The 17,760-nt window shown below is 33.7% G+C and carries 10 protein-coding genes; 5 read left to right on the top strand and 5 right to left on the bottom strand.

The genetic code is table 11. The features are described 5' to 3' along the window. Nucleotides 1-10 precede the first annotated feature (10 nt). On the bottom strand, nucleotides 11-814 hold the full coding sequence (locus tag P7122_RS03980) for a THC0290_0291 family protein (RefSeq protein ID WP_278004488.1): 804 nt from the start codon (nucleotides 812-814) through the stop codon (nucleotides 11-13). 219 nt (nucleotides 815-1,033) lie between these two features. On the opposite strand from P7122_RS03980, the gene gdhA reads away from it, so the two are divergent. The 4 genes from gdhA (at nucleotide 1,034) to P7122_RS03960 (ending at nucleotide 8,061) form a co-directional block, all read left to right on the top strand. Further along, nucleotides 1,034-2,377 carry an NADP-specific glutamate dehydrogenase gene (gdhA, locus tag P7122_RS03975; RefSeq protein ID WP_278004487.1) on the top strand — a complete coding sequence of 448 codons (1,344 nt, stop codon included), beginning with the start codon at nucleotides 1,034-1,036 and terminating at the stop codon, nucleotides 2,375-2,377. Between the two features lie 120 nt (nucleotides 2,378-2,497). Then, entirely contained in the window at nucleotides 2,498-4,879 is a 2,382-nt protein-coding gene (gene porZ / locus P7122_RS03970; RefSeq protein WP_278004486.1) for a type IX secretion system anionic LPS delivery protein PorZ, read from the top strand. 1 nt (nucleotide 4,880) lies between these two features. Next, nucleotides 4,881-5,600, top strand: coding sequence for a DNA repair protein RecO (recO, locus tag P7122_RS03965; protein ID WP_278004485.1), 720 nt, complete (start codon nucleotides 4,881-4,883; stop codon nucleotides 5,598-5,600). Nucleotides 5,601-5,625: 25 nt separating this feature from the next. Then, entirely contained in the window at nucleotides 5,626-8,061 is a 2,436-nt protein-coding gene (locus P7122_RS03960) for a TonB-dependent receptor plug domain-containing protein (protein ID WP_278004484.1), read from the top strand. Nucleotides 8,062-8,118: 57 nt separating this feature from the next. On the opposite strand, the gene P7122_RS03955 is transcribed toward P7122_RS03960, so the two are convergent. After that, on the bottom strand, nucleotides 8,119-10,527 hold the full coding sequence (locus P7122_RS03955) for a DUF8693 domain-containing protein (RefSeq protein WP_278004483.1): 2,409 nt from the start codon (nucleotides 10,525-10,527) through the stop codon (nucleotides 8,119-8,121). A gap of 104 nt (nucleotides 10,528-10,631) precedes the next feature. Here P7122_RS03955 and P7122_RS03950 point away from each other — a divergent pair, with 104 nt between their 5' ends. After that, entirely contained in the window at nucleotides 10,632-11,102 is a 471-nt protein-coding gene (locus P7122_RS03950) for a regulatory protein RecX (RefSeq protein ID WP_278004482.1), read from the top strand. Nucleotides 11,103-11,205: 103 nt separating this feature from the next. Here the strand turns inward: P7122_RS03950 and P7122_RS03945 are convergent, their stop codons facing one another. The 3 genes from P7122_RS03945 to P7122_RS03935 all read right to left on the bottom strand — a co-directional run bounded on the left by P7122_RS03945 (nucleotide 11,206) and on the right by P7122_RS03935 (nucleotide 17,734). Next, nucleotides 11,206-11,691: a DUF6646 family protein gene (locus tag P7122_RS03945; RefSeq protein ID WP_278004481.1), complete on the bottom strand. Its 486-nt coding sequence runs from the start codon at nucleotides 11,689-11,691 to the stop codon at nucleotides 11,206-11,208. Between the two features lie 58 nt (nucleotides 11,692-11,749). Continuing rightward, nucleotides 11,750-12,610, bottom strand: coding sequence for a cupin-like domain-containing protein (locus P7122_RS03940; protein ID WP_278004480.1), 861 nt, complete (start codon nucleotides 12,608-12,610; stop codon nucleotides 11,750-11,752). Nucleotides 12,611-12,865: 255 nt separating this feature from the next. Beyond that, entirely contained in the window at nucleotides 12,866-17,734 is a 4,869-nt protein-coding gene (locus P7122_RS03935) for a DNA repair ATPase (RefSeq protein ID WP_278004479.1), read from the bottom strand. Nucleotides 17,735-17,760: the final 26 nt, after the last annotated feature.

Raw genomic sequence — 17,760 nt, 5'->3', positions numbered from 1 at the left:
CAACCTTCTATTAATCTAAATAATAGATGTAGCCAAAATTTAGCCAAAGGTTCCAGTCTTTTGCCTTATTTGATGGTAGTTTATGATTAAGACCATCAATAAAATCATCAAAATAATATTGCCATCTCAATTCTACAAATAGGTCTGATAAAACTGTTAGTTTATAACGTGTTCCAATACTAGAAACTACGGACCATGTAGAGCCCGACTCAGAACTAACAAAAGGATCACCATTAGATACAGTATTCCAACCACTGTAGAAATTGTTATTGTTTAAAGGATTTCTATCTCCATAAGTTGTCTCAACAGTTGGATTGAAAGATACAAAGTGAGCACCAACTGCTGCAAAAGGGGCAAAAGAATAGGCACCAGCAGAAAACTCTCTAATACTTCTAGGGAAATACTCTAGCTGCATACCAATATCCCAGTTTTGAGCTTCTCCGCTATGAGCTCTAAGCTTATCAGCTTCAACACTAGTTAAGTCATCATCAACCCATTCTCCAAAATGCTCTAATGATGTTTTGTTCCAAGAGATTTCACTTCTTATTTTAAAGTGATCATTAAAATAAGTGTCTGTTGTGTAACAGTTACAATCCGCTCTGTAGGCAAAATTTATGTAGTGTACAATACCTAGTGCAACACCAGAATTACCAGAATTAGTTTCAAAATTACTTCTAACACCAAAGTCAGATTGAAACGCAACCGCTCCAACAAATGCACCTATTTCGTGAGAAAAACCCAATTGGGCAGAAGAGGTTTGAATTGCACCTATCAATCCAAACAGCATAAATAATTTTTTAATATGTCTTACCATAAAACACTTGTGATTAAGTGGTTGCCGAACAAATATATAAAAACTCGACGAAACACAAAATAAAACGGATAAAATGCAAATTTCTTTTAGGGAGAAGAATTTTATTACAAAGCCCGAATATTTAAAAAATAATTGAGAATATAAAAAAAATAAGTCTTTATTTTTAAAGATAACGTATCTTTGCACCCTATAAATCACAATTTCTTAACAATTTTTTATATGGAAGATAAAATTGAAGCTTTTTTAGATCTTGTAAGAGAGCGAAATGGACACGAACCTGAGTTTTTACAGGCAGTTCAAGAGGTAGCTGAAACAGTTATTCCTTACATTGCTGAACACGAAATCTACAATGGTAAAAATATTCTTTTAAGAATGGTAGAGCCAGAACGACTAATTTCGTTCAGAGTAAGTTGGGTAGATGATTCAGGTGAAATTCAAGTAAACAGAGGTTACAGAGTACAAATGAATTCTGCAATTGGGCCTTATAAAGGTGGTTTACGTTTTCATCCTACAGTAAATGCTAGTATTCTTAAGTTTTTAGCATTCGAACAAGTATTTAAAAATAGTTTAACCACTCTGCCAATGGGAGGTGGTAAAGGTGGATCTGATTTTGACCCTAAAGGAAAATCAGACAACGAGATTATGCGTTTTTGCCACGCTTTTATGACAGAATTGTACAGACATATTGGTCATAACACAGACGTACCAGCAGGAGATATAGGTGTTGGTGCAAGAGAGATTGGTTTTATGTTTGGGATGTATAAGAAATTGAACAACACTTTTACTGGTGTGTTAACAGGTAAAGGACAGTCTTGGGGTGGATCTTTAATTAGACCAGAAGCTACAGGATATGGTAATGTTTACTTTGCTGAGAACATGTTAAAAACCAAAGATGATTCTTTCAATGGAAAAAAAGTAGTTATCTCTGGATCTGGTAATGTGGCACAATTTGCTGCAGAAAAAGCTATAGAGTTAGGTGCAACAGTGCTTACACTTTCAGACTCTAGCGGATATATCTATGATGAAGATGGTATTGATACAGAAAAGTTACAGTTTGTAATGGATCTTAAAAACAATAAGCGAGGCAGAATTAGTGAGTATGTTGATAAATATCCTAATGCTAAATATTTTAAAGAAGAAAGACCTTGGTCTGTTAAATGTGATATAGCACTTCCGTGTGCAACACAGAATGAGTTAAATGGCGAAGAGGCTAAAGCCCTTATAGATAACGGTTGTATCTGTGTGTCTGAAGGAGCTAACATGCCATCTACTCCAGAAGCTATTCATGAGTTCCATAAAGCAAAAATATTATTTGCTCCAGGTAAAGCGTCTAATGCTGGTGGTGTTGCAACTTCTGGTTTAGAGATGAGTCAGAACTCATTACGTTTAAGTTGGACAAGAGAAGAAGTTGACGCAAGATTAAAAGATATCATGGAAGATATACACGATTCTTGTGTTGAGTATGGTAAGAATGATGATGGAACAATAGACTATGTTAGAGGTGCTAATATAGCTGGTTTTGTTAAAGTTGCTGATGCAATGTTAGCTCAAGGAGTTATATAATATAAAAGTCTTAAAAGATTAAAAAGCTTCCGTTAATTACGGAAGCTTTTTTTGTTACATATTATATGATTAGCATAATATTGTCGTTACTATTAAATATATTTGAGCAAACAAACTATAATGCATAAAACGGTTTTTAAATTTTTAATATTCTTTTTTAGTTTATCACTTAATCTTTGTGCTCAAGATTTTTCTGCATTATGGCAAGCACATTTTTCTTATAGTGATATTGTTGATGTTGTTAGTGGAACAGATAAAATATATGCCGCTGCTCAAAATGCTGTTTTTGAATATGATACTTTAACAGGTGAAATAAATACAATTACAACGGTAGAAGGCTTGTCTGGTGAGCAAATAACAACAATACTTTATAGCGATGAATACCAGTATTTAGTGATAGGTTACGAAACAGGTCTTATAGAAGTGTATTCAGAAACAGATAACTCAGTGTTGTCTGTGGTAGATATTTTAGAAAAACAAAACATTACGCCAGATAATAAGTCTATTAACCATTTTTATGAACATGAAGGTTTGGTTTATACTTCTACAGATTATGGCGTTTCTGTGTACGACTTAGAGCGATTAGAATTTGGGGATACTTTTTTTTTAGGAAATGGAGGATCGCAAATTATAGTTAATCAGGTTACAGTATTAAATAACGAAATTTTCGCAGCATGCTCTGGTAATAATGGTTTAAAAAAAGCGGATTTAAACAATCCTAACCTTATTGACTTTTCACAATGGCAAACCGTATCAGGCGGTAATTTTACAAATATTAATACTGTAGGGGATCTAGCTTATGCAGTACGATTAGACAGAACTTTTTTTGAAGTAACCAACACTGGTTTATCACAATTATTTGTATTGCCTTTAAATCCAGTTGATTCGGAGGTTAGTCAAGGTAATTTAATCTTATCAAACATTAATACTATTCAAGTTTATGATGAGAATGCCCAGTTGGTTGAGAGTTATAACACTAACGCAGATTATGATACACGTTTTTCTTCTGCGGTTTTAGTTAATGATGATGTATATATTGGCACTCAGGATTATGGTGTTTTATCAACTGCAATTTTTGATGGATTAACATATGCAGAAATTAAACCTAATGGACCATTAATGAATGAGGTGTTTAGACTTAACGCAGACTCTGATGCCGTTTGGGCATGTTTTGGAGATTATACATTTTCTTTTGATCCTTCTCCTCAAAGAGCAAGAGGTTTAAGCTATCTACGAGACAATAATTGGGAAAGTATACCTTTTGATAGTGTTTTTGGTGCCAGAAACTTATCTAAAATATCCGTAAATCCTTTTAATCCAAATCAAGCTTTTGTGAGTTCTTTTCAAAATGGAATTTTAGAAATAAATAATTTTGAACCTACAATTTTATATAATCAAGAAAACAGTGGATTAGAGTCGTTAATAATTCCAAGCAACCCATCAGCTGTAAGTATTAGGGTTTCAGCATCTACTTTTGATGATGACGGTGTCCTTTGGAGTTTAACTGCTCGCGCACCAAACCCTTTAAAATCTTATGACCCAAACTCAGGAAGCTGGCAAGGTTATGATTTTTCTTCAATAATAGAAGATACATTGAATGATGAATTTGGTTTTTTTGATATCGAAATAGATAATAATGGTACAAAATGGATAGGTGGTTATTCTAATGGTCTTTACGCTTATAATGAAGGTCTTTCTAATCCGTTAAAAAATTTAGTTTCAGAAGAGCAAAACCTTCCTTCTCCCAGAGTTACAGCCTTAGAAATTGATAATAGAAATCAATTATGGATTGGTACAGTTTTAGGTTTACGGGTTTTGTATAATACGTCTGGCTTTTTTGAAGACCCTAATCCTACTTTAAGTTCAATTATTATTTTAGAAGATGGAATTGCGCAAGAGTTATTAGAATCTCAAACGATAACAGATATTGAAGCTGATGGTTCTAATAACAAGTGGGTTGGTACAGTAGACTCTGGTTTGTTTTACTTTTCACCAGACGGACAAAACACCATTTATCATTTTACAAAAGATAATTCTCCGTTGCCTTCTAATAGAATTCTAGATGTTGCATTAGACTCTAATAATGGAGAGGTTTATATAGCAACAACTAAGGGTTTACTTTCGTTTAAGGCTGGTGGTTCTAAGCCAGAAGAAACATTAGAAGATGCCTTTGTATATCCTAATCCTGTGCGACCAGAATATAATGTGTTAGGATTTAATGATTTAAATGATATCAATAAAGGTATTAAAATTAGTGGGTTAACAGAAAACGTAAATATTAAGATTACCGATATTGAAGGTAACCTTGTTGCTGAAGCTCAGTCTAATATCAATTTAAGATCTTCAAATGCTAATTATAACTTTGCTATAGATGGAGGTACAGCTGTATGGAATGGTAAAAACCTAGGAAACTCTATAGTAAGAACAGGTGTTTATCTTGTAATGATTTCAGACTTAGATTCGTTTGAAACAAAGGTTTTAAAGGTGCTTATAGTACGATAAGATGTTTGCAAAAAACCAAGGTATTGTTCTTTCTAAACTAAAATACAGAGACCACGATCTTATTGTAAAGTGTTATACCAAAGAGCGTGGAGTGGTAACTTACCTTTTAAGAGGGGTTTTAAAATCTAGAAAAGGGAGTAGCAAAACAATATACTACCAGGCTTTGTCTCAATTATCTTTCGAAGAAAATTTTAAAACCAATAGGTCGCTTCAAGGCATTAAAGAAGTAAAGTTTAGTTATATATATCGTACAGTACATTCTAATATTTACAAGAGCTCTATTGCACTATTTCTTTCAGAAGTTCTAGTGCACACACTTAAGGAGGAAGAGAAAAACGAATCACTATTTAATTATCTCGAAATTGCGTTACAATATCTCGATAGTGCAGATCAGTTTTCTAATTTTCATTTGTTGTTTTTGCTAAAGTTAACGCGTTATCTTGGCTTTTTACCAGACAGTATTAATATAGAGCAGCCATATTTTAACATGGAATCCGGAATTTTTGAATCTACCAATCATAGTATTTACTCTATTTCTGGTGAAAATTTAACACTCTTAAAACAGCTATTGGGCACAAATTTTGATGCATTAAATAGTATTAAAATCAATGCAAAACAAAGGAGAGAGTTTTTAAATGTCTTATTGCATTATTTTGAGTTACATTTGGATGGTTTTAAAAAACCAAAATCATTACAAGTGCTAAATGAAGTGTTTCATTAAGCCAATTTTATTACAGAAGTATTTTATGACAAAGTATATAAAACTAAAATGTAGTATCATTTTTACTATCATTTTGTGCCTGTGTTCTAAAGGCATAAAAGCCCAAACCATCACGGTTTTAGAAGAGGGTACAAATCAACCTGTTTCAGGTGTTTCTTTATATAATTTAAAAAAAACAAAGTACGAAGTTACCGATTTTGATGGTAATGCCAATCTAAATAAGTTTAACGACAGAGAAGTTATCTACTTTAAGAATCTGTTGTATGAGCCTTTTCAGTTAAGAAAGTTAGAAATTTCTAAAAACAATTACACGGTACACTTAACTCCAAAAGTAGAAGGGCTTAAGCAAATTGTAATTTCGGTGTCAAAGTTTGAACAAAGTAAAAAAGATATTCCACAATCTATTGTTGCGGTAAATGCTAAAGAGATTGTCTTTGCCAACCCACAAACAAGTGCAGATCTTTTAGATAATACAGGCAATGTATTTATTCAAAAAAGTCAAATGGGAGGTGGTAGCCCAATGATACGAGGCTTTTCTACCAATAGATTGCTTATTTCTGTAGATGGAGTAAGAATGAATAATGCTATTTTTAGAGGAGGTAATCTGCAAAATGTTATTTCAATAGATCCGTTATCAATTCAAAATACAGAAGTAACACTAGGTGCAGGATCTGTTGTATATGGAAGCGATGCTATTGGTGGAGTAATGAGTTTTTACACCAAAAAACCACAATTGTCATATAAGGACGAGTCTATAATTAGTGGAAATACCATGCTTCGCTATGCTAGTGCTAATAACGAAAAAACAACACATCTAGATTTTAATTTAGGTTATAAAAAATGGGCTTTTTTAACCAATATTAGCTATACCGATTTTGATGACTTAAGAATGGGAAGCCATGGTCCAGATGAGTATCTAAGACCACAATATGTTGTAAGACAAAATGGAGAAGACGTTATCGTTGCAAATAGCAATTCTAAAGTACAAAGACCCACAGGATACGATCAGATAAACCTTATGCAAAAGGTGAGATATGAGCCTAAGGATAACCTTAAGCTAGATTTAGGGTTGTTTTTTACAACAACATCAGATTATTCAAGATATGACAGATTAATAAGACCACGAGGAGAAATATTACGTTCTGCCGAGTGGAATTATGGTCCGCAGCAATGGTTTATGGGTAATTTTCAAGTCACAAAAACCAGTAGCAGTTCTAATTTATACGATAAGTTTCAAGCGACTTTAGCGTATCAAAACTTTAAAGAGAGTCGAGAAGATAGAGATTTTCAATCCGATATTAGAGCGGTAAGAGAAGAAAATGTAGATGCAATATCGTTTAATATAGATTTTGAAAAAGAGCTAAGCCGCAAAACAAGTCTTTTTTATGGATTAGAATATTTACACAATACTGTAAATTCTGAAGGTCATGACAAAAATATTATTACCAACGAAAATACAGCAACAGTAACGCGCTATCCAGATGGAGCTACTTGGCAGTCTATGGCAGCATACACAAGTCTAAAGTATAAGCCAAATTCAAAGTTTGTATTTCAAACAGGATTAAGATACAGTCAGATAATTGCTAAGGCAGATTTTACTGAAAATAATGTCTTTTTAAATTTTCCTTTTAACAAAGCTGATATTAACACAGGAGCGTTAACAGGGACGGCAGGAATAACTTGGTCGCCAAGCAAAATGATACAATGGAAACTCAATGCTTCAACAGCATTTAGAGCACCAAATATTGATGATATTGGTAAGGTGTTTGACTCTGAGCCAGGATCTGTTGTGGTACCAAACAACAACTTAAAACCAGAATACGCTTATGGAGGTGAATTAGGTCTGAAACTAAATTTTGAAAACAAAGTTGTATTAGACATGGCTACTTATTACACCTTTTTAGACAACGCATTAATTAGAAGAGATTTTGATATCAATGGCGAAACAGAAATAGTGTATGATGGAGAATTAAGCTCAGTACAAGCCATACAAAACGCTTCTAAAGCCTGGATTTATGGTTTTGAAATAGGTGCAGAAGTTAATTTTTCTAAGGCGTTACAACTTCGTTCACAGTATAATGTTATTGGAGGTACAGAAGATGATAATGGAGTAGAAGTTCCGGTAAGACACGTAGCTCCAAATTTTGGTAGAACTCATCTTATCTGGAAAAAAGGGAAGTTGCTTTTTGATGCGTTTATGGTATATAACAGTGAGTTGTCTTACAATCAGTTGGCACCATCAGAGTATTCTAAAGATTATTTGTATGCTACAGATGCAGACGGAAAACCATATTCGCCTTCTTGGTACACATTAAACTTAAGAACTCAGTACCAATGGAAAGATAAATTAACACTAACGGCAAGCCTGGAAAATATTACAGATCAGCGTTACAGACCGTATTCTTCTGGTATATCTGCAGCTGGTAGAAATCTTATATTAGCATTGCAATATGCCTTTTAAAACACAAAAAGGTCTCATTATACGAGACCTTTTTTATGTTTTTGTTTTTTATCTAAACTAACGTTGTTTAACAGCTTTTTTGCTGATAACTTGTCCGTTAGATAGAGTTACTTTGGCTACATATGCGGCATTACTAAGTTTAGATAAGTTATACACTTCAACCGAAGTATTACCTGTAAAGTTGTAAATCTGTCTTCCAAGAATATCTAGGATTTCTACATGCTCAATGGTGTGTGGTTCGCTAACTTTTATTTGCACTTCACCATTATGAAGCTCAGTAATTATAAGCTCATTTGCATTAATAATAGTGTCATTTAAAGACAAAACTTCAGGTGTAAATACGATTTCAAAACGATCGTTAAAATCTCCAGCATCAGAAGTAAAACTATAATTAGAATTTGTTAAATTATGGATTGTGTTATTAAGATTGTCTTTAATATATATAGTATTTTCATTTAAAAAAGCTCCCTCGATGTTAGCTAAACTTAAAGTGTATATCGTAGGTACTTCAATACCTGTATAAAAACCTAAAGGTACTATTTCGTCGAGGTTTAAACTCGAAGTATTACGTCCTTGTATTGCAAATTTCTTGTCAGAGCCTTCAATTATAGAATATAAAATTGAACTAGCTTCAGACGATAAGTTTCTAGGTGCGTCAAAAAACATTCCATCATAATCATTGGTGGCATTATCTCTGTACGCTACTGCAATCTGATTAAATACACCATTATCAGAAGTTAAATTTATTTTCAGTGTATTAAGAGAAGAACTGTTTGAGTTTCTGTAGAACTGCGTGTTTTGATCAAGAACTCTAATAGAGTTATTAAATACAACGTTAGTGGTCCATATATCTCCACCAACATTAGTGGCAGGTGCAGTATCACTCATAGCGACAAAAAAGCCTTGTCCAGATGGTATGGTTAAATTAGGGTCATCTAAAGCATTAACAGTTCCATCTCCATTTGTATCCTCATCTCCACCTTTTACGCTTGTCACTCCATTAATTATGGCATAATCTGCTTGCGCAAAATTATAAATTTCATTACCATTTTGAGTGTTTGAAGGTGCTGTATTTTGCGACCATAAGAAAATAGCACCATTAATAGGGTTTCCAGGTACAGAGGAATCAATGGAAGCATTAAGAGCTAAAAAAGAAGGTACACTTATTGCTGATGGATAAGGATTTCCAATAAAGTTCCAATTATTATCTGTAGTGGTGTTATCGTTTCTATAGATAGGAACATTAATTACACCATTGTTAAAAAGTCCGGAGAATATATAATCAAATTGATATGGTAGAGTAGACATTGGAGGTCCAAAAAAGAGCGATTCAGCATGTGTAGTTGCAAACCCTTGTCCAGGAGCTAAAATCGTTGCATTATTCGCAAATGTCCAGTCGTCTCCATTATCATCAATATCGTCATTAGCTCCCAATACTGGGTTGTTATCATTATTTGATTCTGCCTGTGCGTCTTCAAAATTTTGAGCATTAAAATAGAAACGCCTGTTTGGTTCTGCATCAGAAAATGCATTGCCAACTGTTTCATTTTGTACAGGCGAACTCCAATAAGTATACTCATACCAATTGTTTAAAAAAGAGGTCTTTTTGGTAACTGATATATCACCTGTTCCAGAGACTGTACCAAGATCATTATTTTGTATAACAGATCCTTTAGACCTAACATTAATATCTCCGTTAGCAACAATATCGTTTTGAATCTCAACATAAGTATCATTAGAAACCGTTAACTCATATGTAGCATTAACTGTAATACTACATGCAGAAAAGTCTCCATGAAAAGCAGTGTCATAATCTGCATTTATAATAGCTTCGGTTGTTATATCAGGATTTCCAGGTAACCAGTTGGTTCCATCCCAAGTTACTGTTGAGTTGCATGGTGCAGCTGCTACAACACCGTTGAATGTAAAATCATTAATACTAAAAGTACCTGCTGAAGCTGAAGCATTCCAAGCATAAATCCTAAAAGTTGTTGCTGCTGTTAAATTTTGATAAACGCCAGCAGATAAGTCAATAGTTGCATTGTAGGTGGCTGGCGGAGCTATTACTCTTGTTGTGCCAATAGTTGATGCATATCCATCTAAACTAGAGCGCAATTCAATGTTAGTTGGACCAGTATTAGAACTCTGACCTGTGTAAACGAAACTAATAAAATCAATCTCATAATTGGCATTTGGAGTGAGGGTAAATTCAAAATAATCTGCTAAATCTAAGCTAGGCGAATCCCAATTTCTAGCATTATATCTGTCTGTTGCGGTATTAGCTGCTATTCCAATACCTCTTCCAATACCAGAAACTGTGATATTGCCATCAACTACTTCGCCGTTATTATACGGATTGTCAATACTTGGATTGGTGTCTGTAATTGGATTAGTGAAAATCGATTGCGAGTATCCGAAATAGAAAGACGACACAGCAATCAAAAAAAATGAGGTAATTTTTTTCATAGGGATAAAAATGGATTAATTTGTGATAAAGATAAATTAAATCTGTTCTATATCAGGCTATTGCAAGATAGAACTTAATTAATAAAAAGTTATATTTTGGTCATATGAATCTTCAAAAAACCTATACTATCGATGAAGCGCAAAAAAAGCTTGAAAATTACTGCGCTTATCAAGAACGTTGTCATAAAGAAGTAAGAGCTAAGTTGAAGAATATGAGGATGATTCCTGAGGCAATAGACAAAATAATGGTGCATCTTATTAATCACAATTTTTTAAATGAAGAGCGTTTTGCTAAAACTTTTGTTAGAGGAAAATTCAGAATAAAAAAATGGGGAAAAAATCGGCTAGTAAGAGAGTTAAAATTTAAAGATATTTCTAAATACGCAATAGATGTGGCTCTAAAAGAAATTAGCGATGAAGATTATTTTGAAACGTTAGATGAAATAACTCAAAAGCGAATAGAGCAGGTTAAAGAAAAGAATCTATACAAGAAAAAGAAGAAAGTTGCCGATTACTTACTGTACAGAGGCTGGGAGAGTAATTTGGTTTACGAAAAGCTAAATGAGTATTTATAAAAAAAGCCTTTTCGTATAATAGAAAAGGCTTTTTGAATTTATTGTGTTATGCTGAATTGTTACACTTCGACAGACTCAGTGCGACAGTTCAGAATGGCAAAAACTACAGGTTAAAACTTGCACCAATATTAAAAGTAAATTGATTGTAAAAGAAATCAACGTTATCATCATACTTTGCAAGCGGAAAAGCAGCTTCTGTGTAGATGCCAAAACCATCAGAAAAGAAGTAACGTGCACCAATATGACCACCAAAATTCTTTAAGCTAAGGCTAAGACCTGGATAAAGGTCAAAATTTGGATCAATGTTTATAACATTACCAAGGTTAGCATTAAATCTTGCTTTTAGGTCAAAACGGTCACCAAAATCAGTTAAATCTGCCATTACATCATCAACACCTAAAGCGTAAGAAGAAGATAAACCAACAGAGATATTTTCGCCTAATCCATAATCATAAGTTACATTAATACCAGTAGCTTCATCTTGAAAGTTAGCACCAACCTGAAGTTTTTGATCTCCTTTGCCTTGAAAAGCTTGAGCATTAACAAAACCAAAAAATAACAATGCTGCTATAAATACAATATTTTTCATGTTCTATATTTTTTTAAAAAATGTTGGCAAATATACAAATAGATTGTATGTCAGAAAATTAAACGTAAGGCTTTGTGTTCGTTATTGCCTTTTCATTTTTCCAGTCAATCCATTTTTGGCCTTTTATACGACGCATAAGGTTGTCGTAATTACGCATTAAAAAGATATTATAAAGTGCCTTTCCTAAGTTTTTAGGATTACGCGCAATGGCACGTAAACTCATAGAAAAACCAGGTGTTAAGTAGCGCATATAATGCCAGTAGCCTTCTGGCATGTATAATACCTCTCCATGATTAAGGTTACAGACCCAACCTTTGGCATGCTTTAATGCAGGCCATTTTTCAAAATCTGGATTAGCAAAGTCAATATCTTCTCTTGTTATTAAAGAATGCGGTACTTTATATAAATACTTATTCTGTTTTTGATCGAAAAGAATCACTTGCTTTTTACCTTCAAAATGAAAGTGGAATATATTAGCTAAATCAATATCATAATGCATAAAGGTGTACGAATCTCTTCCACCAAAAAATAGCATTGGTAAGCCTTTCATTAACCTTAATCCAAAGTCTGGATAACTAAAGTCTTTTTGAAGTTGAGGTACTTCTTTCAAAATATTCCAAAGAAAAATCCTGAATTTTGTAGGCTCGCGTTTTAGAAGATCTACATAATCGCTCATTTTCATTTTAGCATGAGCTTCGTTAAAACCGTCTTTGTAATCTACAGGTCTATCGTCGTAAAGCGGAACCGTTTTATCGCCTGCAACCTCTTTCATGTAGTCTAAACTCCATTTAGAATAAGCTGGCCAATCTTCAATAAAACGCTCAATAACCACAGGTTTTTGTGGCTTGAAGTAATTTTTAATAAAATCTTCTTTAGTAATTGTCTTTACGCGAGGTATGTCTTGAAGGTCTAATTGCAACAGTTAAAACTTTAGAATGCCAAAGTTAAGAAAACGTTACCAATTGGTTTAAATTGTATGATAAAAAATAACTTATTACTGATTAGTAAATCCTATGGTGAAAAGATAAAACTGTCTAAAAAGTTAAGATTTTGTCAATCTGAATTTATTTCAGATTCTAAAAAAATAAAATGAGTTCATTTAGATTCTGAAACGAGTTCAGAATGACAGACTATCATAATTCTCTGATAACCTTATTGTGTTTATTATCAAATTTTATTTTTTGTCTAAAAATCCTTGTCTCAGTATTTCTTTTATACCTTCAATATTATCAGTAAAGTCAGCCATCTGTGCTATAATTTGCGACATTTGGTTTTGTCCACCTAGACTATTCAGCTTATTGTTTTTGGCAAAAATCACTTTAATGTCTTCCCAACGCTGTAGCTCTTCTTCGGTTAACGAATTGCTTAATTCTTTATACTTTAAAAGGTTGGCTTCCGCAGCGCTAGTTAAAGTTTGCGATTCGTTTTCGTAATGCGATAATACTAAGGTTTGCAATTCCTTATCATCCATTATAGGCACTACTTTGGCAACTAATTTGTTCATGTCTCTGTACGATCCTTGTAGCTTAAAACTAGGCTCTGTACGATAGCTGTCTTCCATACCTGCACTGGCAATATAGGTCTCGTTAACCTTAAGAACAGTGTTTCTTATTTTAATGACTTTTTCAATCACAGAAACATAATCTGCAACCTCTTGGTTACTATGATTACCTTTAAGCTCTGCGTCTGCTGTGTTATGTTGTACACGGTCAATTAAGGTATACACATCATCAAAATATTTGGTGCTTAATTGTTGTAAAACAGGATTGCTTGTTAAGGCATTTTCAATAAGACTTAACTCAAACAAATGGGCTGTATCTCCAATAATGTCACCTAAATTGTATATGTCTGCACGGTTAGCAAGCATGTCTGGTATCTGGAATTTTTCACCACTTTCGGTATATGGATTTCCAGCCATGATAACACAAAACTTCTTACTTCTTAAATCGTAAGTTTTAGGTTTGCCTTGGTAAACACCTTCAATCTTACGTGTACCATCGGATAGACTGATAAACTTCTGTAAAAATTCAGGATTGCAATGTTGAATATCATCTAAATACAACATCACATTATCACCCATTTCAAAAGCTAAGTTTAATTTTTTAAGCTCTTCTCTGGCAGCAGAATTATTTGCAGCTTCAGGATCTACAGAGGTAACTTCGTGGCCTATGGCAGGACCATTAATTTTCATGAATATTAAGCCAAGTCTGTTGGCTACATATTCCATTAATGTGGTTTTACCATAACCAGGTGGTGAAATCAGTAGCAATAAACCCATTCGGTCTATACGTTTGGTATCGCCAACAGTACCTAATTGCTTTGCTAAATTATCTCCAATAAGTGGGAAATACACCTGATTTATAAGTTTGTTTCTAACGAAAGAACTTAATACGCGAGGTTTAAATTCATCTAATCTCAACTGTTCCTTGAGTTGTTCTATAACCTCATGTTTAGCCGATTTAAAGGCTGAAAACGCAGGAACTTTTACACTATTAAAATGCTCTAGTTCTTCAGAGAATTTATGATAGCTAAATTGAAAGGTACCATCAACAATACTAGGATGAACGCCTTTTAAATCTTTGATTTCAGTTTCTGCAACAGCAGTATTAGAAGCGCTATCGTTCTTATGCAAAATACAAGCCACACATTCATTTACATAAGGAACCAATGTGTTTTCATTTGCTTTTGCAAATGCCGAAACCCAATGCTTTACCAATTCTATACGATCTTTTTGGGTAGCACTATCGTTAAGACGTTGTTTGAATTTTTCGGTAGCTTTTTGTGCTTTTAATTCCTTTTCAAAAGCATCTTTTAGTTTTATAGCTTCGCTACTAACTGTAAATGCGTCATTGTCTTTGAGTTCGTTAAATAAATATTCGGCAATAGTTTTGGCACTATTAGCCTCAATTTTTCTTGAAGTTTGAATGTCTTCCGCTAGCTCATCAATGATAAAATCATATTCCTTGCTGTTGGGAAAAACAGCCAAAACCTCACCAGCACTTTTTAAGTCGTGGTTGTATGCTTTTAGGTTTTCTTCAGAAAGATTATTCCAGAAAAATTGTGCTTCAGCTCTTACATTTGGTGGATAGATTAATAAATCTAATTCCTGATGTTTTTGTAATAGAACCTTTAGAAATTGCGTGGCATCATAATCATGAACACCTTTAACATAACCACCTGAATAATCACCACTAATGTAATCTTGTACATGGCTTAGTAACTCAGCATCATTCAGCTTATTTAGTGCTGTTTTATCACCAGTAGAGAACATCTTGTAGGCAAGATAAGCCGCTCTATAGACTTGTTGATCTTCAGAAATTAATTCTTGATTCCAAATGTCTTTTGAGTTGTTAAGTACCTCATGATTTAGTTTCTGATAAAAATCGGTACCTGTAAGATGGTAGAACAGCTCATTATTTTTAAAAACTATGGTAACATCTAGCTGTTGCTTATTAACGCCAAACTTGTGCTTTCCTAACTTTATAACGTTGTCTCCATCCTCGTAGAGTTCGTTTTTGTCTTTCAGTTTTCGTAAAGCATCTTCACGCGCGACTTTAAGCGCTGTTTCTATGGCTTCAGATTTACCAACATCGCCGAGCTCTTTTAATTGACCGATGATGTCACGGACCTTATTTATCATAAGGTCACTGGCAAAATAGCCATTTATTGCAGCAATATCCTCTAAGGATTGTGCCTTTTTTTGTGCGCCATTTATAATGCGTTGCGCAGCATTTTGTAAGGCAATCATTTTTTTATTTCGAGCTTCTACAAGGCTAGATTTGCGATTATCAAAAGCTGCGTAAACCTCTTCTCGTTTTTCTATAATTTGAGTAATGTATTCTTCAAAATCTGAAAATTTGCCTTCTAATTCTTCAAGTTGAATAGAAACCTTTGTGAGAAATTCATCACATTTTTCAGGTGTGTTGGCAATATCAATATAGTTGATAATACTTTGATCAATAAGTTTGAGTTGTGCAGTAAAATCGGCTTGTGCTTCTTTTTTGCCAACAGCTTTTAATTTGTTTTTTATTGCCGCTTTAACCTGATTGATTGTCGCAAAAATCAAAGAGATATTTTCAATGATTTTAGTGGAGTGAGAGGTATCTTCAATATCGAGATTTGATACAATATCGATAAGCAGTTCTAAATCTTCTGCAATTTTATTGACCTCTTCCTCTAAAGCTTTTATCTCGATGACCTTTTTTAACTCTTCTAGTGTTTTTTGCTTTTCGTTAATGGCGTTGTGATACGGTTCTAAAGCTTTATCATCTAAAAGAAATGTAGTTGCACGCCTAGAAATGGTGTCGTTTTGCTCCAAAATTTGAGCTTCAATACCTTTAATGAAATCATGATCGACATAACGAACTTCGTACAATCCAATAGCCTCACCTCTTATGGAACGCAATTGTGTTAGCAGATTTACAAAATCGTTAATAGATTTAAAAGACGTGCTTTTAATTTTACTGAAAAGCTCTTCAGATTTCTTAGAAATGGAAAGGGTTTCTTGCTCAGCTTGTTTGCGTAATTGCTTTACCTTTTCAAATTCATCTATAGCAGCATTAGAGGCTTTGTTGATTTCAGCCAAAGGTATATTGAGCTGTTGGGTCTCTTCTTTAGAAATCCAATAATAAGCATCTAAAATGTCTTTGGATACTCGCGCAATATCATCATACAACCCATCATAGCTATCTTCCTTATTAAGTAGTGTAATAAGCTCGTTAGTTTCGGCCATGGCCTTAACAATATCCTTATTCCCAATTTTATAAAGTAAAGTGTCTTGATGCTCTGAAGGCATAATATCGCCTTTTAAATATGGTGTTTGCCATATTTGCATCATGTGATGCTTGGTTTGTTCTTCTTCAGTGCGGAAATAACACAGTTCACCATTATCTAAAATTGTAAACCCATTACAGATAATAGGTGTTTTAACTTCCTGATCAATGACGTTGTACGACATTAAGACATAAACAGCCTCCTTAGGATCGTAGTAAATATACAGGTGATCTTCTCCGTTGGGAGAGGTTATTTTTTGTTGAAATTTTAATTGATACGTTGTGTTTGAAAACACATTGTATTCACCAGTTTGCAGATAGTATCCACTCGGGAAAATAATACCTTGATCGTCTGGTAACAAAACAGCAGATTGTGCTATGGAATCCACTTTTTCAACAACTTTAAGTTTATGGTTGTATACAAAATATCGTGGTTGTTCTTGAAATGGTTTTATTTCTAAAACAATAAGATTTCCCAAATCGGCATAACGGTACTGACCATCATCTAAGGTTTGGTCTTTATGCTCAACATCTTCACTATAAATACCTTTGCCATCGTCTGTGTTATCTTCGACTTTAATAGTTAAATCTCCACCAATAGTTTCAACAAAAACCTTATCCAATATAGAAACATGTGCATGTTTTCCATTACGTTGATGATCTCGGCCAGCTTCATTCCAGATAAAATCGTATTGTTTAGGATACTTATACTCGTGCTCACTACGGTTATCTATATATTCTAAAGTATTACCATTAATAAGCCATTTGAATGTTTTTATATCCGAAACTGATTCGCTTAGCTGAAATACCATGTGGAGATAATTACCAATAATGGCAAACTTTGAAAAAATGGTATTTCGATAATATTTATATAGATTTTCGAAGTCGTTTTTAAACACAGGATCATCAATAATTTGCAATCCAGTTGGACTTTCTTCAAACCTGAAAGCATCATCGTGTCGCTGAAACTGATAAACGCTAAAAACATCACTCAACGAAATAGATGTACGCAGTCCAAAATGCACGTTATAGCCAAATAAGCTTTGGTTTCCTATAGAAACGATATCTCTGGCAATACAGTTGTTCTCCGTATTGATGCGATCGTTAGCAATAAGCTGTGTTTCTAAGGATCCAAAAACGGTTTTACGCGCTTCGTTAAGGAGGTGTAAACGGTTTTGTAAATCGTTTTTTTGCTTTAGTAAACGACTCTGAATGATTTCGTAAGTTCCAGAATCTAAAGCTATATTATCATCAGTTTGGTTGTCTGCCATTTTTTATAAAAGTTTACTCGGTAGTC

The sequence above is a fragment of the Winogradskyella marincola genome (genome assembly GCF_029624125.1).
GTDB classification, from domain to species: domain Bacteria; phylum Bacteroidota; class Bacteroidia; order Flavobacteriales; family Flavobacteriaceae; genus Winogradskyella; species Winogradskyella marincola.
Note: the sequence above shows the minus strand (reverse complement) of the source record. Positions and strands in the feature narration are given on the sequence as shown.